This is a genomic window from Streptococcus sp. KHUD_011 (genome assembly GCF_046352925.1).
Taxonomy (GTDB): Bacteria; Bacillota; Bacilli; order Lactobacillales; family Streptococcaceae; genus Streptococcus.
In genome coordinates, this window is record NZ_CP157578.1 from 1,473,654 (window position 1) to 1,494,711 (window position 21,058).

The window sequence follows — 21,058 nt, forward strand, 5'->3', positions numbered from 1 at the left end:
CCTTTTCTTTGTTCTTATGAGTTTATTATATATTATCAGTGAAGCGCTTTCAATAGTTTGTGATAGAATAGATTTCAATTTCAAAAGTATTTTATAGAACAGCCGTTTCTGAAAGTAGTTTCAGAGAATCATCTATTTTAAATCGTTTTTATTAAACTACAAAAAAGAGAGCTACTGGGCTCTCTCATTCATCACTTTATATACTTAAAAGAAATCTCACTACCACATAGCCAGTTAAAGACTTGATCATTAACAAAAACATTCATGGCTTCATGGGCATACTCAGGCATAATACGATAGGCCTTATCGCAGGTTAGACGGTTGTAAATCGCAAACTGGGTAATAGGGTAGCAAACATCGTCGTCCAAGCCCGTAATCATCTTAACCTTACCCTTGATACGATGGGCAAGATTTTTCACATCGATATAAGCAAGGGTCGCCATGATGTCTTCCTCAGTTTCATGGAAGGGATCGTGAAACTTGAAATATCGAAAAAGTTCGTCATAAGCTTCACTGGTATTGCCAATCTCAAGCACCCGTCTGAAGTCTGACAAGAAAGGATAGATGGCAACAGTTTTCTCAATTCGAGGATTGAGAGCTGCCGCAACCAAGGCTAGAGCCCCTCCTTGTGAGGCACCATAGCTAGAAAGGCGCTTCTCATCTACCTGAGGCAGACTAGCAACAATTTCGATCAACTGGTAAATATCCAGATAGACATCCTTATAAAAGAGATGGTCCCGACCTTCCACAGCACCACGGATAATATGCCCTTTCACCGTATTTCCTAGAGGAGAACGCAAGCCGTCTTGTGAGTAACCTGACTGGCCCCGCACATCCATGGAAACAACACCGTAACCAGCCACAGTATAGGCTAGCATGTCGGTCCAATCCCAGCCACGTCCCATATAACCATGGAAATGGAAGATTATCGGAACCTTCTCGTCACTCTTTGGAAGAACGACGCGCGCATAGACCTTGCCTTCATTGGTTCCTTCAAATGTTAACTCATAACACTTGACTTGAGGAATGTGGAAATTTCTTTCCTCCAACTGGTAGGCGGGAAGAGTTGAAACTTTTTTCACTTCCTCATCCCAGAAAGCATCAAAGTCTTCTGGGACCTCATCCCGTCCTCTATAAGTCTTGATTTCTTCTAATAAAGCTGGATTTTTCATAGCATGCTCCTTTTATTTTGTAATCGCTATCACAACTGTAGCATATCTAGAAAAGCAATGCAAGAAAGAAGGGTAAATGGAAAGTAAATTTAGATTTTCTTTCTTAAAACCTACTGACTGAAAGTCTAATAAATTGAATCTATAATAGCCCGAATTAACTTCTAAAGTATTTTTAGAAATTAATGTGAATACCCTAGTTGATTTGTCTACAGCTTATCTCGATATACTATAGTTTCAATGGAGATTGAACAGAGAATCATCTATTAGAAAGCGAGGTAACATTATGAAAGCAATCGGTACGCAAGTATTACAGACAGAACGTTTAATCTTGAGAAGATTTGTGGAGAGTGATGCGGAAGCCATGTTTCAAAATTGGGCTTCGTCTGCTGAGAATCTGGCCTATGTTACCTGAGATCCTCATCCTGATGTTGAGGTCACTCGAAACTCGATTCGAAAATGGGTTTCATCCTATGCTAATCCCAATTATTACAAATGGGGCATTTGCCTCAAAGAAAACCCAGAGCAAGTGATAGGAGATATCAGCATCGTTGAGATGAATGAGGATGATTCCAGTTGTGAAATTGGCTATGTACTAGGAAAGGCTTATTGGGGAAATGGTATGATGACAGAAGCCTTAAAAGCTATCTTAGACTTTTGTTTTACTCAAGCAGAATTTCAAAAAGTCAAAGCTCGTTACGCCAGTCTTAACCCAGCTTCAGGTCGTGTGATGGAAAAGGCTGAAATGTCCTATCTAAAGACTGTTGCAAATGGGGTGGAGAGAAAAGGTCATGTTGCGGATCTCATTTATTATCAGATAAGTGGGGAATACAGATAAGCTTAACATTTATCGGTTATCCGCTGTTCGTATTTTTTATTTACTATTTCATTTATCAACTTTTTTCCGAATAAATAGATAGAGCCAGAGAATCTAGTAAACCTAGATTTAAAATATGGTATAATAGAAGGAGGAAAAGGATGATTCTAAGACATCCGGGCATTAGCCCGACCAATGATTTGGTTGCTAAGAAAATCTTTAGCAATCCAGAAATCACTTGTCAATTTATTCGTGATATGCTGGACTTGCCAGCCAAAAATGTAACCATTTTGGAGGGAAGTAATATTCACGTCTTGCCTTCCATGCCTTACTCAGCTCAGGATTTCTATACAAGTATAGACGTCTTGGCGGAGTTGGATAATGGCACTCAAGTTATCATCGAAATTCAGGTGCATCACCAGAATTTCTTCATCAATCGCCTGTGGGCTTATTTGTGCAGTCAGGTCAATCAAAACCTAGAAAAAATTCGCCAGCAAGAGGGCAATACACATCAAAGTTACAAACACATCGCACCCGTTTATGCCATTGCAATCGTAGATAGCAATTATTTCCAAGATGACTTGGCTTTCCATAGCTTTAGTATGCGCGAGGACACGACAGGTGAGGCTTTAACAATTACAAACAATGGACAAGAAAACCATCTAGTCAAGATGGCTTTCTTAGAACTTAAAAAATACAGAGAAACCAGCAAAGACAAGGTTCGCAAGCCGTGGTTGGAGTTTTTTGGTAACAAGCCCTTTACCCAACAACCTGAGCGAGCCATTAGCCAAGCAGACCAACTGCTAGACTATAAGAGCTGGTCCGAGGAGGACAGGAAAATGTTTAGTCAACTACGTATGCGCGAAGAACAGGCATTGCTAGCACAGGACTATGCCTTGGAAACTGCTAGGGCAGAAGGGATTGAACAGGGACTGGAGCGTGGAAAAGTTGAAGGAAGTTTGTCTATGCTACTAAATCTAGTCCGTCAAGGTCTTTTGCCTTCTGAAGTTGCCAGTCAACAGTTGGGTATGACTGTCTCTGAGTTTGAAGAACTATTGAAAGAGCATCATAAATAAGAACTAAAAAATATAGAGAAACCAGTAAGGACAGGGTTCGCAAGCCGTGGTTGGAGTTTTTGTAAATCATTAAATCAATGACAGATTTTTCCGTAATAGATGGAAGAATCTGTTTTTTAGTTATGCTAGATGTGGGTTCTGAAATAGTAAGATATGGTGTATTGAAATAAGATAAGAACAAAGAAATTAGGAAAGTCAAATTATAGTTAAATGAAATAAAAACTGAACAAATTAATTGCGGAATTCAAACTAATTTCTAACAATGTTTTAGAAAACTCGGTGGACTATTTCGGATTCAATCTACTATAATTTCTAGAATTTTTTTAGAATCCGCAGTGTGCTATTTTAGATTCAATAAATTGTGCTTTTAGAAACGAAAAAAGAGCATTTCGCTCTTTTTTCTCCTATCCAGTCTTAGCTTTTTACTTCTTTCTTTTGGAAAGTGGTTTTGTAATTTACTTTAATCGTTACTGTCATGTGAGAGGCCTCGTTTCTTTTTGATGACTCTAGTATAAGGGCCAAACCTGAAAGCTAGCTTAAGATTTCCTTAGAGAAAGCTTAATCTAAATGTTCTTTCTTTTCCATATGAAGGGCAATCATGCGCCATTCTGGATCCTCTTTCCAACCTTCCATAGAACTAATATAGCTGGCAACCTTTCTAGCCTCTTCTAAAATCGGAAAATCTTCGATAATATCAGCCACTTGGAATTCTGGAAGTCCTGACTGTCTGGTTCCAAAAATTTCACCTGAACCACGCATTTTCAAATCTTCCTCCGCAAGGACAAAACCATTAGTGGTTTCTGTCATAATGCGCATGCGATCTTTTCCAGAATCAGTCTTGGGATTAGCAACGAGAACAGCATAGGACTGCTTGTCCCCCCGACCGACACGACCTCTGAGCTGGTGAAGCTGGCTGAGCCCGAAGCGATCGGCATCCATGATGATCATAACTGTCGCATTTGGAACGTTAACCCCGACCTCGATAACCGTCGTTGAAACCAGAATATCCGTTTTTCTCTCTTTGAAATCCTGCATGATCTGGTCTTTTTCATCACTCTTCATTTTACCATGTAGAAGAGCTACCTCTGCCTTTCCTGCAAAATGCGCCGTCAATTCCTCTGATAAGGCAATGGCATTTTTCAAATCCAGAGCTTCTGATTCTTCAATCAAGGGAGAGATGACATAGGCTTGAGAACCTTTTTGGATTTCCCCCTCTAACCAAGTCAGGACCTGAGCTAGTTGCTCATGTTTGATCCAGCGCGTCACAATGGGTTTTCGACCTGCTGGCATCTGGTCGATAATGGAAACATCCATATCTCCAAAGGCTGTGATGGCTAGCGTCCGTGGAATGGGAGTCGCCGTCATCATGAGGACATCTGGATTGTCTCCTTTTTCCCGTAAAATCCGCCTTTGACCCACACCAAAACGGTGCTGCTCATCGATGATAATCAAACCAAGGCAAGCATACTCCACCCCATCCTGAATCAGAGCATGGGTTCCGATAATCAAATCAGCCTCACCCTTGGCAATTATCTCCAAGACTTCTCTTTTTTCTGCAGCTTTCAAGGATCCTGTCAAGAGAGCGAGTTTCAAGTCTGGAAAGAGACTCTGTAGACTTTCAAAGTGTTGCTCTGCTAGGATTTCTGTCGGTACCATGAGAGCAGCCTGGTGCCCAGCTGTCACTGCCGCAAACATGGCCAAGCCAGCAACCACCGTTTTTCCGCTCCCCACATCTCCTTGTAAGAGTCGATTCATGTGGTGGTCGGACTTCATGTCGGCCAAAATTTCCTGCAAACTCTTTTCTTGAGCTGGGGTCAGAGCAAAAGGAAGACTTGCTTTAACTGCTGTCACCTTTTCCTGAGACCAATTCAGAACCAAGCCGCTTCCCTGAACTCTATTTTCAGACTTGAGCGTCTGCAACTGCATTTGGAAATAAAAGAGTTCTTCAAACTTAATACGGCGAAGAGCCTGCTTGTATTCTGCCAAATCCTTAGGGAAATGCATAGCACGAACTGCTTGGCAACGGGACATAAGTTTGTATTTGTCTAGTAAAGACTGGGGAAGATTTTCCTCTATCAAGAGGTCCAACCCCTGATCAAAGGCTGTCTTAATAACCTTGACCAGACTGGCCTGACTGACTCCCTGAGCCAATCTATAGACAGGTTGGAGGTCATCTTCCACCTGAGCCAGGACCTTCATCCCAGTCAGACTAGCCTTAGCTCGATCCCATTTTCCAAAGACAGCAAGAGTTGCTCCCAACTCTATCTTATCAGCTAGATAGGGCTGGTTAAAGAAATTCACCGCAAAAACAACTTCTCCCTGCTTGAGGCTAAAGCGCAGACGATTGCGCTTGAAACCATAATACTGGACACTGGCAGGAGTCACAACTTGACCAGAAAGAACCGCTTTCTCACCGTCTTCCAGTTCCAGCACCTGCTTGGTCTTGAAGTCTTCATAACGGAAAGGAAAGTAGAGCAAAAGATCTTGCAAGTTTTCAATTCCTAGTTTGGCGTATTTTTCTGCTGACTTTGGTCCCACACCAGGTAAGACATGCAAGGGTTGATGTAGATTCATGCTCCACTCCTTTCTTCTTTAATAATATTCTCTCGGAATGCGGTCACTGAGAAGACAAACCACCTCGTAGTTAATAGTCCCACGATAGGTCGCTACCTGAGTAGCCGTTATCTCCTTGCCCCCATTGGAGCCAATTAAGGTCACCTTGGTTCCTAAGGGATAAGGCTTAGGTAGACGAATGGTGATTTGGTCCATAGAAACTCGCCCAACGATTGGGCAAGCTTGCCCATCAACCAAGACAGAAAAATTCTGCATGTCTCGTGTCCAACCATCCGCATAGCCGATTGGTACCGTCGCAATGACTTGCTCGCTATCAGCCTGATAGGTCGCTCCATAGCCCATGCAAGCTCCGGCTGGAACTGTCTTGACATGAACCAGAGCAGACTCCAAGGTCAAGGCTGGAGTCAGGTCATAAGGCAAGTCCAAGACCTCTCCGCTGGGATTCAGGCCATACATAGCGTCTCCCATACGAACCGCATTGAAAATAGTCTCTGCATGCCAAAGAGTCGTTGCCGAGTTGCTAGCATGTACCAGCTCTGGAAGACCTTTCATACTAGCCAAAATAGTTTTAAAGCGTTCTAACTGGGCATTAAAGTAGGTATCTGATGCTTCATCTGCAGTCGCAAAATGGGTAAAAATCCCTTCAACACGAGCACCGTGTTGTTGAAGCAAGTCTTGAGCCTGCTCAGCCTCACCAGCCTCTCGAAAACCGATCCGTCCCATTCCTGAGTCAATCTTGAGGTGGACTGTCAATCCAGCTAGGTCAGCACCAGTAGCCAAGAGTGCTCGAATCCACTCCAGTCCAGCCACAGTCAAGGTAATATCGTATTCTTTAGCTAGAGCGACGGCTTCGATTTCAGAAACTCCTAAAATGAGGATTCGCTTGCTGAGCCCAGCCTGTCTGAGTTCAATGGCTTCATCGATATTGGAAACACAAAAGCCATCAACATCCTCCTGAATCGCCTTGGCAACGGCAACAGCCCCATGCCCATAAGCATTGGCCTTGACCACAGCCCACTTGAGCGTTCCTTGAGGGATATGAGCCCCCATCTGCTGAATATTTTGTCGAATAGCTCCCAGATGAATCAGAGCTTTGGTTGGTCTATGTGGACTAGCTTTCATGATTTTCCTCCAAAATGACACTGGCTGTCACAAACTGATTGGTATGACTGATAGACAGCCAAATCTTTCCTAAAAATGGTGACTGACTAAAATAAGGCGCCCCGCGTTCATTGTTCAAAACTTCCAAATCCTGAAACCCAAGTTTTCCAATGCCAGTTCCCATGGCCTTGGAAAAGGCCTCCTTAGCTGACCAGCGACCAGCCAAATATTCGATTTTCCGACGTCCTTTAAGACTGTTAAACCGTTCCATTTCCTTGGCGGTCAGCACGCGCTTAGCAAAACCTTCATGTCGTGTAACTGCGCGTTCTATCGAAGCCAATTCTTCGATGTCAATTCCGTGTCCAACTATCATTCTCATCAAAAGGAGTTGAGATTCCCCAACTCCATCCTTTTCACTTATTTTGTCAAGGTAGCATAAATCTCTTCTACCAAGGCCTCTGTATTTTCCCAACCTAGGCAAGGATCGGTAATAGAGCAACCAAAGACCTCTGGTTGGTTTTGACGACCATCTGCTAGGTAAGACTCAACCATAAAGCCTCGAACTGTCTTTTTAATCTTCTCATTCCAATCACGATTTTGCAAGGTCTGGCGAACAATTCGAATCTGTTCCATATATTGCTTGCCTGAATTGTCATGGTTGGTGTCAATGAGGATAAAAGGATTTTCAAGCCCCATAGTTTCATAACGCTCAATAGCATTTAGCAGAGTTTCATAGTAAAAGTTAGGCTCATTTTTCCCATATTCATTAACTGCACCACGAAGGATGACGTGGGCCAAGGGATTTCCTGAAGTCTCAACTTCTTGACCATGGAAGAGGAAGGTCTGTTTGTTCTGAGCGGCATAGATGCCATTAAACATAACACCAAGATTTCCAGAAGTTGGATTTTTCATCCCGACCGGTGCATCAATCCCTGAGGCCACAAAGCGGTGCTCTTGGTCTTCCACAGAACGAGCCCCAACAGCATGGTAGCTAACCAAATCATCTACCAAGACCAGATTTGACGGATAAAGCATCTCGTCTGCCGTTGTCAAACCAGTTTCTGTAATCACGCGGTAGTGCAACTGACGAACAGCCTGCAAACCGTTAATCAGACTTGGAGCCTTAGAAGTATCTGGCTGGTGAACCAAACCTTTATAGCCGTCTCCGTTGGTGCGAGGTTTAGCTGTATAAACACGCATGACCATGAAAATCTTGTCCGCCACCTTCTTCTGCAAGGCAGATAAACGGCGGGCATATTCCAAGACAGCTTCTTCATTATCAGAAGAGCAAGGACCAATCACCAAAAGAATACGGTCATCTTCTCCTGAAATAATATCTGCCAATTCTCTATCACGACGCTCCTTTAGTCGCAAGGCTTCCGCAGACAATTGGGTTTCTGCCTTGATTGCTTCAATATCGATTTCTTGACCTTTTTCAATAAATGCCATACTATTCTCCTAGCGTTTGGTAGATTTCTCTGACAAGGGCTTCCGTATTATCCCAGCCAAGGCAAGGGTCTGTGATAGACTTGCCAAATACTTCCGGTTCGTTTTGACGGCCGTCTTCTAGATAAGACTCAATCATAAAGCCACGAACGTACTGCTTGATTTTTTCATTCCAATCACGATTAATCAATGTCTGGCGGACAATTCGAATCTGATCCATGTATTGCTTACCAGAGTTGTCATGATTGGTATCCACAATGATAAAGGGATTTTCCAAGCCCATTTTCTCATACTGAGCAATGGTATCCATCAAATTATCATAGTAGTAGTTGGGAATATTCTTACCATACTCATTGATCGCTCCACGAAGAATAGCGTGCGAAAGCGGGTTCCCAGTTGTTTCTACTTCTTTTCCAAGAAAAAGGAAACTTTGTTTGTTTTGAGCAGCATAAATCCCATTAAACATGACATTGAGATTTCCAGAGGTTGGATTTTTAAAACCAGTCGCAAAATCTGCCCCACTTGCCACAAAGCGGTGTTGCTGGTCTTCAACCGAACGGGCACCGACCGCCATGTAAGAAATCAAATCATCCACAAGCGGAAGATTTTCAGGATAAAGCATTTCGTCAGCTGTCGTCATACCTGTTTCTGTGATGACACGATAGTGGAGATGGCGAACGGCTTTGATTCCGTTGATGAGGCTAGGCGCTTCTGTCGCGTTAGGTTGGTGAATCAAGCCCTTATAGCCATCTCCGTTGGTACGGGGTTTGGCAGTATAAACACGCATAACCATAAAGATACGATCTGTCACTTCTTCTTGTAGAGTCGCCAAACGCTTAGCGTATTCAAGAACAGCTTCTTCATTGTCAGATGAGCATGGCCCGATTACCAAGAGAATTCGCTGGTCTTCTCCACGTATAATGGCTTCTAGCTCTTGATCGCGCTGTGATTTTCTCTCTAAAGCTTGGCCTTCTAGTTTTGATAAGGCACGCACTTCTTCAATATTAATTTTAGGACTTTTTGCTGTAAATACCATAACTCATCTCCTTATAAAGCAAACGGATACCAAGTAAAAATTTACTTTTCACAAGGTATCCGCCTCTAAACTATCTCATTTTATTGTCTTTTACCGTGACAGTTTTTAAACTTCTTACCAGAACCACATGGGCAAAGTTCATTCCGTCCAATCTGGCTCAAATCCAAATCTTCTGGTATATTTGCTTGGTGGGCAGCGATATTGCGAGTCGCTGTTGTACTGATATGGTGTTCTGCTTGTGGTCTTTCTTGTTCATGAATTTGTGCTTTCATCATCAAGCGTGTCACATCAAACTCAATCGAACCAATCATGTCATTAAACATGCGGAAACCTTCTGCCTGATACTCAACAACAGGGTTGTTCTGAGCATAGCCACGAAGTCCAACCGCGTTACGCAATTGATCGAGAGCATCGATATGATCTGTCCACTTGTTATCTACCACTCGTAGAATCAAAACTTTTTGGAATTCTTTAATCGCTTCCTCATCGCGTAGTTTTGAAACCTGACTATCGTAAACCTTCAAGGCACGTTGGAAGAGCTCTTCCTTGATAGCCTTATCAGACAAACCTGACAAGTCTTCCATCGTAATAGAATCTTCAGGAAGCAAGTTATACTTAGCAAAGTTCAAAATTGCCTCTAGTTTTTCATCTTGTTTGGCACGCGCATGACCATCAACGACACGACCAATCGTGCGTTTGATCATTGAATGAATTTCAGGCGCCAAGTCACGGTCTGCAGTGATAACATCGTAACGTTGAGCGTAGATAATCTCACGTTGTTCACGCATGACATCGTCATACTGAAGGACTTGTTTACGGGTATCGTAGTTATTTCCTTCGACACGTTTTTGTGCCGCTTCAACCTGACGTGTCAACATACGAGATTCAATCGCCTCTTCAGACATGTTGAGACGTTCAAAGATTCCCTTCAAGCGTTCAGAACCAAAACGTTTCATCAAGTCATCTTCAAGAGATAGGTAGAATTGTGACTCACCTGGGTCTCCCTGACGACCTGAACGTCCACGAAGTTGGTTATCGATACGACGGCTTTCATGGCGTTCTGTACCAATAACACAAAGTCCTCCCAATTCGCGAACCCCTTCACCAAGCTTGATGTCGGTACCACGACCGGCCATGTTAGTTGCGATAGTAACAGCACCACGCTGACCAGCATTCATGATGATTTGGGCTTCTTTATAGTGGTTTTTGGCGTTCAAGACTTCGTGAGGAACACCAGCTTCGACCAGTTTTTTAGAAATGTAGTCACTGGTTTCAACCGCTACTGTACCAACCAAGACAGGTTGACCTTTTTGGTAACGAGCCTTAACGTCTTTAACAACGGCCTTAAACTTAGCTTCAATGCTAGCAAAAAGCAAATCTGGATGGTCAATACGTTGAACAGGACGGTTTGTTGGGATTGGAATAACACGAATGTTGTAGATTTCACGGAATTCTTCTTCCTCAGTCTTACCAGTACCCGTCATACCAGACAATTTCTTGTACATACGGAAAAGGTTTTGGTAAGTGATTGAGGCAGATGTCTTGGTTTCATCTTGGATTGGAACACCTTCTTTGGCTTCAATGGCTTGGTGCAATCCATCAGAATAACGACGACCTTCCATGGTACGACCTGTAAATTGGTCGACGATCAAAATTTCTTGCTCTTCGCTCACCACATAGTCAATATCGAGAAGCATGATGTAGTTGGCACGAAGGGCGTTATCGATAAAGTGAGTCAGAGCTACGTTTTCGATGTCATAAAGGTTTTCAAGCTTGAAGTAGCTTTCAGCCTTGTCAATCCCTGAATCAGACAAACCAATAGTCTTAGACTGCACATCAATGATGTAGTCGTCTTTGTCCAACGATTTTACATAGTGGTCTGCCATGTGGTAGAGCTGACTAGTTTCAACCGCATTAGCACCTGATACAATCAAAGGTGTACGGGCCTCGTCAATCAAGATTGAGTCAACCTCATCGACCAAGGCATAGTTAAGCGGACGTTGTACCATGTTTTCAGCGCGAACGACCATGTTATCACGAAGGTAGTCAAATCCGATTTCTGAGTTGGTTGAGTAGGTAATATCACACTCATAGGCTTCTTTTTTCTCCATTGGAGATTTGGCAGCCAAGTTAATCCCTACTGACAAACCAAGCCATGAGTACAATTCACCCATCTCAGTCGCGTCACGTTCTGATAGATATTCATTAACCGTAACTACGTGAACCCCTTTACCTGAAAGAGCATTGAGGTATACCGGCATAGTCGCAGTCAAGGTTTTACCTTCCCCTGTACGCATCTCTGGCACGTCACCATGGTGAAGAACGATTCCCCCCATGACCTGAACCTTATAAGGGAAGAGACCTAGGACACGTTTAGCACCTTCACGGACAACCGCAAATGCTTCATAAAGCAATGAATCCAGTGATTCTCCATTTTGATAACGTTCTTTAAATTCAACTGTTTTTGCTTTTAGTTGGTCATCTGTCAAAGCAGCCATTTGGTCTTCGTATTTGAAAACCTTGTCGGCCATCTTTTCCAGACGACGGATTTCTCCTTTATCATTTTCGATAATTGTTTTTAAAATATTAGCCATGTTTTTCCTTACTTTAAATTCCGAATATTTTAGAATGTTCTTTTAATTTTAGCACAATTACTGATTATTTTCAAGGAAGAATCCCCATTTTGAAAAGGAAAAAGAGGCTAGTTCCCAAGCTAACCTCTCTGATTTTTATGACTGATTAATTGCCAAAAATCGGCAAAATGACAAATAGGATAAATAAGTTAATCCAAAGAGAAAGACAGCAGATCAATCCAAAAACAAAGAGACTGACTTTCTTGGACAGCAAAGCCATCAAAATGGACAGAATGCCAAAAACTAGCAAGACTTTCTGTATGCTGAAGAGGTCAATCTTCCCCCCCAGAATCGGACTGCCCCAAGGAAGAAAGAAGAAAGCAATCCAGATCAACAGAACTAAACCAATATAGACCTTAGAATAGCGTGTAATAAATGATTTTAGACGTTCCATAAGCAACCTCCTACAAATAGAAAGTAATATAATAATCAATGAAAATCAAAGAGCAAACTAGGAAACTAGCCGCAGGCTGTACTTGAGTACGGCAAGGCGATGTTGACGTGGTTTGAATTTGATTTTCGAAGAGTATAAATCAATGCCTTCCACCGTTAGACTCCCCTAGTTCTCGTCTCAAGCGAAACATGTTTTTGAAAAAGATATAGTCTAACCAGTCACTGCCTAGAGATAAGACTATCAAAAGCAACCAAACACCCCAAGTACTAGCATCTGATACATAATTTAGAACAAAAGGGAAAAATAAGAATGAAAAAATTGTCATATCCAAGCTAAACAGAGCTAAAAGGGAAATATAAATCCAGTAGAAATAGTAGATAATGGGGAAAAACTTACTGTTTCTATCAGCATTATCTATCCAATAAAAAAAGTAAAAGCAGGGAAATAAGAGTATCAAATGAAACCAATTAAACGACAGTTTCATCATCGACACCTCCTCTTTAAAATTGTTTTCTTTAGTTTCATTCTATTAAATGTTCTTACCAATATAAATCAATGCTTTCCACCTTTAGACTTCCCCAGTTCCCGTCTCAAGCGAAGCATTTTTTTGAAAAAGATATAGGTTAACCAAGAACTGGAAAAAGCAATAAGTAGTAATAATAGCCAAATGCCCCAAGACTTGATGTCTGCCACATTTCTCAATAGGATATTGAAAAACAAGACTGAAAAAACTGTCCAAGCAAGGCTAAAAAGAGCATAGAGGGTGATGTAAATCCAGTAAAAATAGTAAAAAATTGGGAAAAATTTACTATCTCTGTTGGCCTTTTCAATCCAGCTGAAAAAGTAAAAACAGGGTAATAAGATTAACAATTTAAACAAATGTTCCATCATCAACACCTCTTTTTGATAGCGCTTTCTTCAACTTCATTTTATCAAAAAAATCTGGAAATGTCATTCCAGATTCTACTTTTTTATTTGCGTTTTCTTGCGATGAGATGGATTGGAGTCCCCTCAAAAACAAAGGCCTTGCGAATTTGATTTTCCAAGAAACGTAGGTAAGAAAAGTGCATAAGTTCTTCTTCATTGACAAAAATGACAAAGGTTGGTGGTTTTGTTGCCACTTGGGTCGCATAGAAAATCTTAAGACGTTTTCCTTTGTCTGTCGGTGTTGGGTTGATGGCAATGGCATCCATGATGACATCGTTCAAGACAGCTGATGGGATACGTGTATTTTGACTTTCACTGATTTGTTTGATCATCTCAGGCAGTTTGTGAAGACGTTGCTTGGTCAAAGCGGATACAAAGATAATCGGTGCGTAAGGCAGGTATTGGAACTGCTCACGGATATCTTCTTCCCAGTTTTTCATAGTATGGTTGTCTTTTTCAAGCGTATCCCACTTGTTGACCACGATAATCATTCCTTTACCAGCTTCATGGGCAAATCCTGCGATACGCTTATCGTATTCACGAATGCCTTCTTCCGCATTGATGACCATCAAGACCACATCTGAACGGTCAATAGCACGCATGGCGCGCATAACAGAGTATTTCTCAGTATTTTCATAAACCTTACCAGACTTACGCATACCAGCCGTATCAATCATGGTAAACTCTTGACCATCTGTATCTGTAAAGTGGGTATCAATAGCGTCACGCGTTGTTCCAGCAACAGGACTAGCAATGACACGGTCTTCTCCCAAAATAGCGTTAATCAAGCTTGATTTTCCGACGTTAGGACGACCAATCAAACTAAACTTAATCACATCTGGATTTTCTTCCTCATATTCATTTGGAAGATTTTCCACGATGGCATCTAGCACATCTCCTGTACCGATACCATGAACAGATGAGATAGGCAGTGGTTCACCCAAACCGAGAGCATAGAAATCATAGATATCATTTCGCATCTCAGGGTTGTCCACCTTGTTAACCGCGAGGATAACTGGTTTGTGGGTCTTATAAAGTTTACGGGCTACGTATTCGTCTGCATCGGTAATCCCTTCCTTACCAGAAACGACAAAGACGATAACATCTGCTTCTTCCATAGCAATTTCTGCCTGGTGCTTGATTTGTTCCATGAAAGGAGCATCGACATCATCGATTCCTCCTGTATCAATCATGCTAAACGAACGATTGAGCCACTCACCCGTTGCATAGATACGGTCACGTGTCACTCCTTCGACATCCTCTACAATGGAGATTCGCTCACCAGCGATCCGATTAAATAGGGTTGATTTCCCAACATTGGGACGTCCTACAATGGCAATAGTTGGTAGGGCCATAATTTCTCACTTTCTACAATAACTTCTTCTGTTCAAGATTTTTGCTAGTTGAGCTTGGTTCAGGTTGACCAAACTGTTCTGCTAGGCGCTGACTCCAGCTTGTTGTCGCACGCGCCCCAGCATAGTCCGCCTGTACACGGTCATAAGCCTCAATCACATCAACTGTTTGTTCCTGATATTCTTCCTCAAATACCACTTGATTCAATGGCAAGCGAGGTTTGACTTCATGTTCTTCATTTGGTATTCCTAGTGCCATCCCAAAGACAGGATAGGTGTAGTCAGGTAGGTTAAAGAGCTCTGCCACTTCTTCTGACTTGTATCGAACTAAACCGATAATGACACCACCATAGCCCAAGCTTTCAGCTGCCAGCAGGGCATTTTGTCCAGCAAGAGCTGCATCGACCGAACTAATCAAGAGACTTTCCACACCTTGGGGTTGGAAGGTATCCGTATGGAGTCGTGCTCCCTTTTCTGCTCGGTTCAAATCTCCGACAAAGAGAAGGAAAACAGCTGACTGGCGAATGGCTTCTTGAGGTACCAATTCATACAAGGCATCTTTCTTCTCTTGACTTCGTACCACAATCACAGAGTAGGATTGAAAATTCTTCCAAGACGAGGCCATTTGGGCTGCTGTCAGGATTTCAGTCAAGTCTTCCTGAGGAAGGGCTTGCTCCTTAAATCTGCGCACTGAAGTGTGAGCCTTCATTAATTTGATTGTTTCTGTCATCGGCGGTTTACTCCTTCTAAACGAGTCTCCTCAGCCAAATAACGGATGCGTTCCATGACGCGTCTGGCTTCCCAGGTTTCGTCATTTCCATGTTTCCCTTTAGCGAAATGCTGCTCCAATTCTTCAAAGTTGAAGTTGGAGGTGAAAAAGGTCGGTAAATTTTCCTGCATCCGATATTGGAGAATGACTTGTAGGATTTCATCCCGCACCCAAGCTGTTGATTGCTCAGCACCAATATCATCTAAAATCAGGACTTCAGAAAGCTTAATCTCATCCACCAAGGTCTTGACATTGCCATCACCGATAGCATTTTTGACATCAATGACAAAGCTAGGATAGTGGAGGAGAGTTGATGAAACACCACGTTTTTCTGATAAATCATGGGCTAAAGCAGCCACCATGAAACTTTTCCCCACACCAAAGTCTCCATACAAGTAAAGACCTTTCAAATTATTGGGGTAATCGTTAACAAATTCTATCATTCTTTTTAGAACAGTTATACGCTGAACATCATCACGATAAACATCTAAAAAACTGACATTTTTCAGGCTAGATGGAAAATTAATTAAGTTGAGACGTTTCTTGATAGCCGCTTCTTTTTCAGCTGCGATTAGTTCAGGAGTTTCTTCATAAGAAACATCCGCATAGCCATGGTTCATGACTAGTATAGGCTTGTAGCCTTTGGCAATATAATCTGTATCTCCTCGGAGGAATTTATCTCTCTCAGTGATGTATTGGTTAAACTTGGAAATACTACGATTCAACTCGTCCTGATTGAGGGATTCTTGCTGGACAAAGGCCGCAACATCAGGGTCCTTCATGATTTTCTGGACCAAATTTTGATAGTGAAAACGACTTGGTTGACGTTTGAGTACATCTCCGACACTTTCCATCTAATCACCTCCGTTATCTAATTTTGCTAATAATTCTAGGGTTTGGCGTTCCATCTCTTCTAATTCCTCAGCGGATGACGTATTTTTATATTCAGGATTACTCCATTTAGGAACATTGGTTTTTGCTGGGGCAGTCTGATTCTGTTTTTGTGTTTTTGCTTTTTGCCCTCGCTCACGAATGCGAAGAACTGCCTCTTCTGCTGAATGAATCTTTTGATAGGCGTAATCATTGGCTACCTTCATGGCATATTTCTCATTGATATTTGCCGAATCTACCTTATTAAAGGTTAATAAGAGAATGATATTGATGACTTCGTCCAGCAAGCCCAAGCCAGCCATCTGTTGCAAGAGTTCTCTTTCTGTTTGGGTAATGGTTCCCTTGCGTGTTTGCTTGATTTCTGCCAAGAACTGCAGGGCAGTTTTGCTTTTGGCTTCTTTGATAATGGTTGCTTCCTTAGGACTAAAATCAGAGGAAACAGGTTTTTGAGCGATTTTTTCCCGCATGCGTTTGGTTGAAATAACCTGGGAAACAGCTGTTGACTTGGCCAATTGATAGGTCTCAAACCAAGTCCATTTCTTCTCCTCGGCAATGGCAAAGAGATTTAAGACATCGGATTGCTCATCCGCAAAGCGAAGCCCATCTCGAGTCATAAGCTGACGAAAATGGTCTAAGTCAAAATCGTTGGCCACTTTCTTCTTGAGACCAATGTCTTCTTGACTTCCCAGCTCTCCCAAGTCTGGAAAGACTTGATTGAGTGAGACAGGTATTTCTTCACCATCAGCACTCTCAACTTTCAAATCCTCCACAGCTGCATCACCAATCTTTTTCTCCAAAAGTCTGCGATAAACAGGATGCTCCAAGAAGTCCTGAGTCGAGAGAGGAGTATGGAGGGCTAGCTGATAAACGTCCCCCTTTTGATAGAGGGTCAAGAGATTGAAAGCAGATAGGATTTTCAGGGATTTTATCAGTCTATCCATCCCAAAGTTGAGATGGTTGAGAATACTTGAAAAAAGATATTCCTTTCTACCATTATCCCAAAAACTGATTGTATAAAGATAAAGGCTCAGTGCCTCCTGACCGATAATCGGGAGGTAGCACTGTACCAGAGATGAGGTATCTTGCGACACCCGATTATTCTTTAGATAAGAAAAACGGTCAATTGGCTTCATTTATCTTTCCTTTTTCTTTTTAGAGGACTGGGTGATTTGTTGGAGCAGGCTCTCTAACTCACTCACATCCTTAAAACTACGATAGACACTGGCAAAACGCACATAGGTAATCTCATCTAACTCAGCCAACTCCTCCATGACGAGTGAACCAATGTCCTCACTTTGAATTTCATTTTCATTTCGACCACGGAGTTTCTGTTCGATACGATTGACTACCATGTTGATTTCATCACTTGACACAGGACGTTTCTGGGCTGAGCGGATAATCCCATTAAAGATTTTATCTCTGGAGAATTGTTCCCGTGTGCCATCTTTTTTAACAACCACTAAGGTTCTTTCTTCTACTCGTTCGTAGGTAGTAAAACGGTGCTGGCATTCATCGCACTCACGTCTTCTACGAATAGTGTTCCCTTCTTCTGCTTGGCGACTATCGATAACACTTGACTTGGTAGCCCCACATTTTGGACAACGCATCCTTTCCCTCCTTATCGTTTTCTTTTCATTATACCATTTTTTAAACGATTCCCAAAACAATTCTTCTTTTTGCTTGACAAGTTTTTTGTTTTGTTGTATTATTTAATTAATACAAAAGGATAAAAGAAAGGAGACCAAGATGTCCTGGACATTTGACAACAAAAAACCCATCTATTTACAGATTATGGAGAAAATCAAGCTTCAGATTGTTTCCCATACACTGGAACCCAATCAACAACTTCCAACCGTGAGAGAGCTAGCTAGCGAGGCCGGTGTCAATCCCAACACCATCCAAAGAGCCTTGTCAGACCTTGAACGAGAAGGATTTGTCTACAGTAAGCGAACAACTGGACGATTTGTGACTGAGGATAAGGAGCTAATCGCCCAATCGCGCAAACAATTATCAGAAGAAGAATTGGAACACTTCGTTTCCTCCATGACCCATTTTGGCTATGAAAAAGAAGAACTACCAGGCGTAGTCGGTGATTATATTAAAGGAGTTTAAGCCTATGTCATTACTAGCATTTGAAAATGTATCCAAATCTTATGGAGCAACCCCGGCCCTTGAGAATGTTTCTCTTGACATTCCAGCTGGAAAAATTGTCGGTCTCCTCGGCCCAAATGGCTCAGGAAAAACAACTCTGATTAAACTAATCAATGGCCTTTTACAACCAGATCAAGGACGTGTCCTGATTAACGATATGGACCCAAGTCCAGCAACCAAGGCTATCGTAGCTTATTTGCCGGATACGACCTATCTCAATGAACAAATGAAGGTCAAGGAAGCCCTAACCTACTTCAAGACCTTCTATAAAGATTTCAATCTTGAACGCGCCCATCATCTACTTGCAGACCTAGGAATTGATGAAAATAGTCGTCTCAAGAAACTATCAAAAGGAAACAAGGAAAAGGTACAACTGATTTTGGTTATGAGTCGTGATGCCCGCCTCTACGTTTTGGACGAACCAATTGGCGGGGTGGACCCAGCAGCCCGTGATTATATCCTCAATACCATTATCAATAACTACTCCCCAACTTCTACCGTTTTGATTTCTACCCACTTGATTTCTGATATCGAGCCAATCTTGGATGAAATTGTCTTCCTCAAAGACGGAAAAGTTGTCCGTCAAGGAAATGTCGATGATATTCGCTATGAGTCAGGTGAATCCATTGACCAACTCTTCCGTCAGGAATTTAAGGCCTAAGCAAAGGAGATTATTATGTTTTGGAATTTAGTTCGCTACGAATTTAAAAATGTTAACAAGTGGTATTTAGCCCTCTACGCTGCTGTTCTAGTCCTTTCCGTTCCTCTAGGAATGCAAGGACACTACTATTCTTATGTATCTTTCAAAGATAGCCAACCTTTCCTATTTGTCTTTCTGGCTCTCGTCTTTGGTGGCTTGATAATTACACTTGGGATTTCAACTCTTTTCTTGATTATCAAACGCTTCAAAGGAAGTGTATATGACCGCCAAGGCTATCTGACTTTGACCTTGCCAGTTTCTGAGCACTATATCATCACAGCTAAATTAGTCGGAGCCTTTATCTGGTCTATACTTAGCTCAGCTGTACTGGCTCTAAGTGCTTTTCTTATTGTGACTATAACGGTTCCAGAATGGATGTCAAATTATGACTTTATTCCACTTGTAAGAACATACCTTCCTCAACTCTCTCTTGTGGGGTTATCCTTCCTACTAAATACCATTTCTGGAATCCTCTGCATCTACTTGGCTATTTCCATCGGACAACTTTTCAACGAATACCGCACAGCACTCGCTGTTGCAGCCTACATTGGTATCCAAATCGTCATCGGCTTTATTGAAGTCTTCTTCAATACCAGTGCTAACTTCTATGTCAATTCACTTGCAGGATTTAATGATAATTTCTATATGGGAGCAAGTACAGGTATTATTGAAGAACTCATTTTCATAGCTATCTTTTATCTCGGAACCTACTACATCTTGAAAAACAAGGTTAACTTACAATAAAAAATGCCCAGCTAATAAGCTGGGTTTTAATTTAACTCAATATCAAACTGGCTACAATAGGGCTGACAAAAACATAGAGAATACCTGTGACACCGATAGCCAAACCACCCATGGCTCCTGCTACAGAACCGTATCGAAAGGCTGTTCCCGTTCCGACAGCATGACCTGTTCCTCCAAGGGAAAGACCAACAGCTACTGGGTCGTCAATTTTCAACCACTTCAAAAGGGTCGGTCCGATGACACTGGTTAAAATCCCAGTCGCCACTACAACGACCAAGGTCACAGTCGTCAGACCTTGCAATTTTTCTGTAATCCCCACTGCCATAGCAGTTGTCACTGACTTAGGAAAGAGAGAAATGGCTAGGAAAAAGTCCATTCCAAAAATCTTAGCTACAAGGGCTGTGAAAGAGGTATTGACAACTACTGCTAACAGACTACCAAAGAGAATACTCCGTGCATGGTGCTTCATCAAGTGAAAACTCTTATAAAGCGGAATCCCTAGAGCCACGGTCGATGGGACAATCAAGTTGTTCAGATAAACCCCACCTTGGTAGTAATCTTGATAAGAAATACCCGTCACCTTTAGAAAGATGATAATAAAAACAGCTGACAAAAGCAAGGGCGTTGTCAATGGATGGGGAAAACGTCTGTAAATCAGCATTCCCGCTAGATAAGCTAGGATTGACAGGGCAAGCCCAAACAAGGGATTGGAAACAAATTCACTCATTTGGCATCTCCTTTCTCATAATCTCCCTCAAACCGTCGTTTGATAAACTGAACTACCAAGGCTATGAGGATAATATTAATGACTGCTGCAAAAAAGATAATCAAAACAATTGGCAAAAGATAGGGAGCAATCACATCAAACTTTTCCATGATTCCCACTGCTGGCGGCAAAAAGAGAATGGTCATATTGGCCAGTAAGAAATTCCCAACCATGTTGACATGCCTGATTCTCAGCCACTTGAATTGTAGGGCTAGAAAAAGAATAATCAAACCGATAATACTGCCTGGGATGGGCAAATGAAAGAAACTAGAGATCCCCTCTCCGATTAGAGAAATCACAAAGAGAATCATTAATTGAACATATAATTTCATCCTAAACTCCACGAAATAGACTTCTTGCATACCAGTTTACTCTTTTTTCAGAAAATTTCAAGGAAATACACAAGAGTCATTAAAAATTAGAGAGGAAAGGGGATACAGACAATTAAAGACTAGTGAAAACAGCGTAATTTAGGATAAAGGATGCCAGCGTCCTTCTTGTCAGCTCTTTTG

21 protein-coding genes and 1 pseudogene are annotated in these 21,058 nt (G+C 42.0%); 5 read left to right on the top strand and 17 right to left on the bottom strand.

Going from position 1 to position 21,058, the window contains the following annotated elements; all coding sequences use genetic code 11:
• Positions 1 to 191 precede the first annotated feature (191 nt).
• Positions 192 to 1,172, bottom strand: coding sequence for an acetylxylan esterase (locus ABKJ27_RS06925; RefSeq protein ID WP_410011582.1), 981 nt, complete (start codon positions 1,170 to 1,172; stop codon positions 192 to 194).
• 283 nt (positions 1,173 to 1,455) lie between these two features.
• Here ABKJ27_RS06925 and ABKJ27_RS06930 point away from each other — a divergent pair.
• Together ABKJ27_RS06930 and ABKJ27_RS06935 are read left to right on the top strand one after the other, a co-directional pair.
• Positions 1,456 to 2,007 (top strand): annotated as a pseudogene (locus tag ABKJ27_RS06930) (GNAT family N-acetyltransferase).
• A 140-nt stretch (positions 2,008 to 2,147) separates the two neighbouring features.
• Positions 2,148 to 3,062 (top strand): Rpn family recombination-promoting nuclease/putative transposase, encoded by a 915-nt coding sequence (locus ABKJ27_RS06935; RefSeq protein WP_410011583.1) that lies wholly within the window; start codon positions 2,148 to 2,150, stop codon positions 3,060 to 3,062.
• Between the two features lie 558 nt (positions 3,063 to 3,620).
• Here ABKJ27_RS06935 and recG read toward each other — a convergent pair.
• The 14 genes from recG to nrdR form a co-directional block, all read right to left on the bottom strand.
• On the bottom strand, positions 3,621 to 5,636 hold the full coding sequence (gene recG, locus ABKJ27_RS06940) for an ATP-dependent DNA helicase RecG (RefSeq protein WP_001048780.1): 2,016 nt from the start codon (positions 5,634 to 5,636) through the stop codon (positions 3,621 to 3,623).
• Positions 5,637 to 5,654: 18 nt separating this feature from the next.
• Positions 5,655 to 6,758: an alanine racemase gene (gene alr, locus ABKJ27_RS06945; RefSeq protein WP_410011584.1), complete on the bottom strand. Its 1,104-nt coding sequence runs from the start codon at positions 6,756 to 6,758 to the stop codon at positions 5,655 to 5,657.
• Positions 6,748 to 7,110, bottom strand: coding sequence for a holo-ACP synthase (gene acpS, locus ABKJ27_RS06950; protein WP_410012143.1), 363 nt, complete (start codon positions 7,108 to 7,110; stop codon positions 6,748 to 6,750). The genes alr and acpS overlap by 11 nt, the downstream gene beginning before the upstream one ends.
• Positions 7,111 to 7,154: 44 nt before the next feature.
• Positions 7,155 to 8,186 (bottom strand): 3-deoxy-7-phosphoheptulonate synthase, encoded by a 1,032-nt coding sequence (locus ABKJ27_RS06955; RefSeq protein WP_120718578.1) that lies wholly within the window; start codon positions 8,184 to 8,186, stop codon positions 7,155 to 7,157.
• A gap of 1 nt (position 8,187) precedes the next feature.
• Positions 8,188 to 9,219 carry a 3-deoxy-7-phosphoheptulonate synthase gene (locus ABKJ27_RS06960; protein ID WP_261193129.1) on the bottom strand — a complete coding sequence of 344 codons (1,032 nt, stop codon included), beginning with the start codon at positions 9,217 to 9,219 and terminating at the stop codon, positions 8,188 to 8,190.
• A gap of 80 nt (positions 9,220 to 9,299) precedes the next feature.
• Positions 9,300 to 11,813 (bottom strand): preprotein translocase subunit SecA, encoded by a 2,514-nt coding sequence (gene secA / locus ABKJ27_RS06965; RefSeq protein WP_261051457.1) that lies wholly within the window; start codon positions 11,811 to 11,813, stop codon positions 9,300 to 9,302.
• A gap of 145 nt (positions 11,814 to 11,958) precedes the next feature.
• A complete protein-coding gene (locus ABKJ27_RS06970) occupies positions 11,959 to 12,246 on the bottom strand; it encodes a hypothetical protein (RefSeq protein WP_410011585.1) in 288 nt (95 codons plus the stop codon).
• Between the two features lie 139 nt (positions 12,247 to 12,385).
• On the bottom strand, positions 12,386 to 12,733 hold the full coding sequence (locus ABKJ27_RS06975; protein ID WP_000977067.1) for a hypothetical protein: 348 nt from the start codon (positions 12,731 to 12,733) through the stop codon (positions 12,386 to 12,388).
• A gap of 65 nt (positions 12,734 to 12,798) precedes the next feature.
• Positions 12,799 to 13,134: a hypothetical protein gene (locus ABKJ27_RS06980; protein ID WP_004238753.1), complete on the bottom strand. Its 336-nt coding sequence runs from the start codon at positions 13,132 to 13,134 to the stop codon at positions 12,799 to 12,801.
• Between the two features lie 83 nt (positions 13,135 to 13,217).
• A complete protein-coding gene (gene der, locus ABKJ27_RS06985; protein ID WP_001207696.1) occupies positions 13,218 to 14,528 on the bottom strand; it encodes a ribosome biogenesis GTPase Der in 1,311 nt (436 codons plus the stop codon).
• Between the two features lie 13 nt (positions 14,529 to 14,541).
• Positions 14,542 to 15,255, bottom strand: coding sequence for an NADPH-dependent oxidoreductase (locus ABKJ27_RS06990; protein WP_410011586.1), 714 nt, complete (start codon positions 15,253 to 15,255; stop codon positions 14,542 to 14,544).
• Entirely contained in the window at positions 15,252 to 16,148 is an 897-nt protein-coding gene (dnaI, locus tag ABKJ27_RS06995) for a primosomal protein DnaI (protein WP_410011587.1), read from the bottom strand. The genes ABKJ27_RS06990 and dnaI overlap by 4 nt, the downstream gene beginning before the upstream one ends.
• Complete coding sequence (locus tag ABKJ27_RS07000; RefSeq protein ID WP_410011588.1) at positions 16,149 to 17,318, bottom strand: DnaD domain protein; 1,170 nt, start codon at positions 17,316 to 17,318, stop codon at positions 16,149 to 16,151.
• The gene (nrdR, locus tag ABKJ27_RS07005; RefSeq protein WP_001203672.1) at positions 17,319 to 17,792 is read right to left on the bottom strand and encodes a transcriptional regulator NrdR; all 474 of its coding nucleotides are present in this window, start codon (positions 17,790 to 17,792) and stop codon (positions 17,319 to 17,321) included. It abuts the gene before it with no gap.
• 139 nt (positions 17,793 to 17,931) lie between these two features.
• Between nrdR and ABKJ27_RS07010 the strand changes: the two genes are divergently transcribed.
• The 3 genes from ABKJ27_RS07010 to ABKJ27_RS07020 are packed head-to-tail and all read left to right on the top strand — an operon-like array spanning position 17,932 to position 19,780.
• On the top strand, positions 17,932 to 18,297 hold the full coding sequence (locus ABKJ27_RS07010) for a GntR family transcriptional regulator (RefSeq protein ID WP_000119149.1): 366 nt from the start codon (positions 17,932 to 17,934) through the stop codon (positions 18,295 to 18,297).
• Positions 18,298 to 18,301: 4 nt separating this feature from the next.
• Positions 18,302 to 18,997, top strand: coding sequence for an ABC transporter ATP-binding protein (locus tag ABKJ27_RS07015; protein WP_004256110.1), 696 nt, complete (start codon positions 18,302 to 18,304; stop codon positions 18,995 to 18,997).
• A gap of 15 nt (positions 18,998 to 19,012) precedes the next feature.
• Positions 19,013 to 19,780: a hypothetical protein gene (locus ABKJ27_RS07020; RefSeq protein ID WP_410011589.1), complete on the top strand. Its 768-nt coding sequence runs from the start codon at positions 19,013 to 19,015 to the stop codon at positions 19,778 to 19,780.
• Between the two features lie 31 nt (positions 19,781 to 19,811).
• Here ABKJ27_RS07020 and ABKJ27_RS07025 read toward each other — a convergent pair whose 3' ends face one another.
• Together ABKJ27_RS07025 and ABKJ27_RS07030 are read right to left on the bottom strand one after the other, a co-directional pair.
• On the bottom strand, positions 19,812 to 20,507 hold the full coding sequence (locus ABKJ27_RS07025; RefSeq protein ID WP_261116932.1) for an LrgB family protein: 696 nt from the start codon (positions 20,505 to 20,507) through the stop codon (positions 19,812 to 19,814).
• Positions 20,504 to 20,878 carry a CidA/LrgA family protein gene (locus tag ABKJ27_RS07030; protein ID WP_261116934.1) on the bottom strand — a complete coding sequence of 125 codons (375 nt, stop codon included), beginning with the start codon at positions 20,876 to 20,878 and terminating at the stop codon, positions 20,504 to 20,506. The genes ABKJ27_RS07025 and ABKJ27_RS07030 overlap by 4 nt, the downstream gene beginning before the upstream one ends.
• Between the last annotated feature and the right edge of the window lie 180 nt (positions 20,879 to 21,058).

Bases quoted from the DNA above. Each gene is read 5' to 3' on its own strand.
- ABKJ27_RS06925 (WP_410011582.1), bottom strand. From the start codon at position 1,172: ATGAAAAATCCAGCTTTATTAGAAGAAATCAAGACTTATAGAGGACGG.
- ABKJ27_RS06935 (WP_410011583.1), top strand. From the start codon at position 2,148: ATGATTCTAAGACATCCGGGCATTAGCCCGACCAATGATTTGGTTGCT.
- recG (WP_001048780.1), bottom strand. From the start codon at position 5,636: ATGAATCTACATCAACCCTTGCATGTCTTACCTGGTGTGGGACCAAAG.
- alr (WP_410011584.1), bottom strand. From the start codon at position 6,758: ATGAAAGCTAGTCCACATAGACCAACCAAAGCTCTGATTCATCTGGGA.
- acpS (WP_410012143.1), bottom strand. From the start codon at position 7,110: ATGATAGTTGGACACGGAATTGACATCGAAGAATTGGCTTCGATAGAA.
- ABKJ27_RS06955 (WP_120718578.1), bottom strand. From the start codon at position 8,186: ATGGCATTTATTGAAAAAGGTCAAGAAATCGATATTGAAGCAATCAAG.
- ABKJ27_RS06960 (WP_261193129.1), bottom strand. From the start codon at position 9,219: ATGGTATTTACAGCAAAAAGTCCTAAAATTAATATTGAAGAAGTGCGT.
- secA (WP_261051457.1), bottom strand. From the start codon at position 11,813: ATGGCTAATATTTTAAAAACAATTATCGAAAATGATAAAGGAGAAATC.
- ABKJ27_RS06970 (WP_410011585.1), bottom strand. From the start codon at position 12,246: ATGGAACGTCTAAAATCATTTATTACACGCTATTCTAAGGTCTATATT.
- ABKJ27_RS06975 (WP_000977067.1), bottom strand. From the start codon at position 12,733: ATGATGAAACTGTCGTTTAATTGGTTTCATTTGATACTCTTATTTCCC.
- ABKJ27_RS06980 (WP_004238753.1), bottom strand. From the start codon at position 13,134: ATGGAACATTTGTTTAAATTGTTAATCTTATTACCCTGTTTTTACTTT.
- der (WP_001207696.1), bottom strand. From the start codon at position 14,528: ATGGCCCTACCAACTATTGCCATTGTAGGACGTCCCAATGTTGGGAAA.
- ABKJ27_RS06990 (WP_410011586.1), bottom strand. From the start codon at position 15,255: ATGACAGAAACAATCAAATTAATGAAGGCTCACACTTCAGTGCGCAGA.
- dnaI (WP_410011587.1), bottom strand. From the start codon at position 16,148: ATGGAAAGTGTCGGAGATGTACTCAAACGTCAACCAAGTCGTTTTCAC.
- ABKJ27_RS07000 (WP_410011588.1), bottom strand. From the start codon at position 17,318: ATGAAGCCAATTGACCGTTTTTCTTATCTAAAGAATAATCGGGTGTCG.
- nrdR (WP_001203672.1), bottom strand. From the start codon at position 17,792: ATGCGTTGTCCAAAATGTGGGGCTACCAAGTCAAGTGTTATCGATAGT.
- ABKJ27_RS07010 (WP_000119149.1), top strand. From the start codon at position 17,932: ATGTCCTGGACATTTGACAACAAAAAACCCATCTATTTACAGATTATG.
- ABKJ27_RS07015 (WP_004256110.1), top strand. From the start codon at position 18,302: ATGTCATTACTAGCATTTGAAAATGTATCCAAATCTTATGGAGCAACC.
- ABKJ27_RS07020 (WP_410011589.1), top strand. From the start codon at position 19,013: ATGTTTTGGAATTTAGTTCGCTACGAATTTAAAAATGTTAACAAGTGG.
- ABKJ27_RS07025 (WP_261116932.1), bottom strand. From the start codon at position 20,507: ATGAGTGAATTTGTTTCCAATCCCTTGTTTGGGCTTGCCCTGTCAATC.
- ABKJ27_RS07030 (WP_261116934.1), bottom strand. From the start codon at position 20,878: ATGAAATTATATGTTCAATTAATGATTCTCTTTGTGATTTCTCTAATC.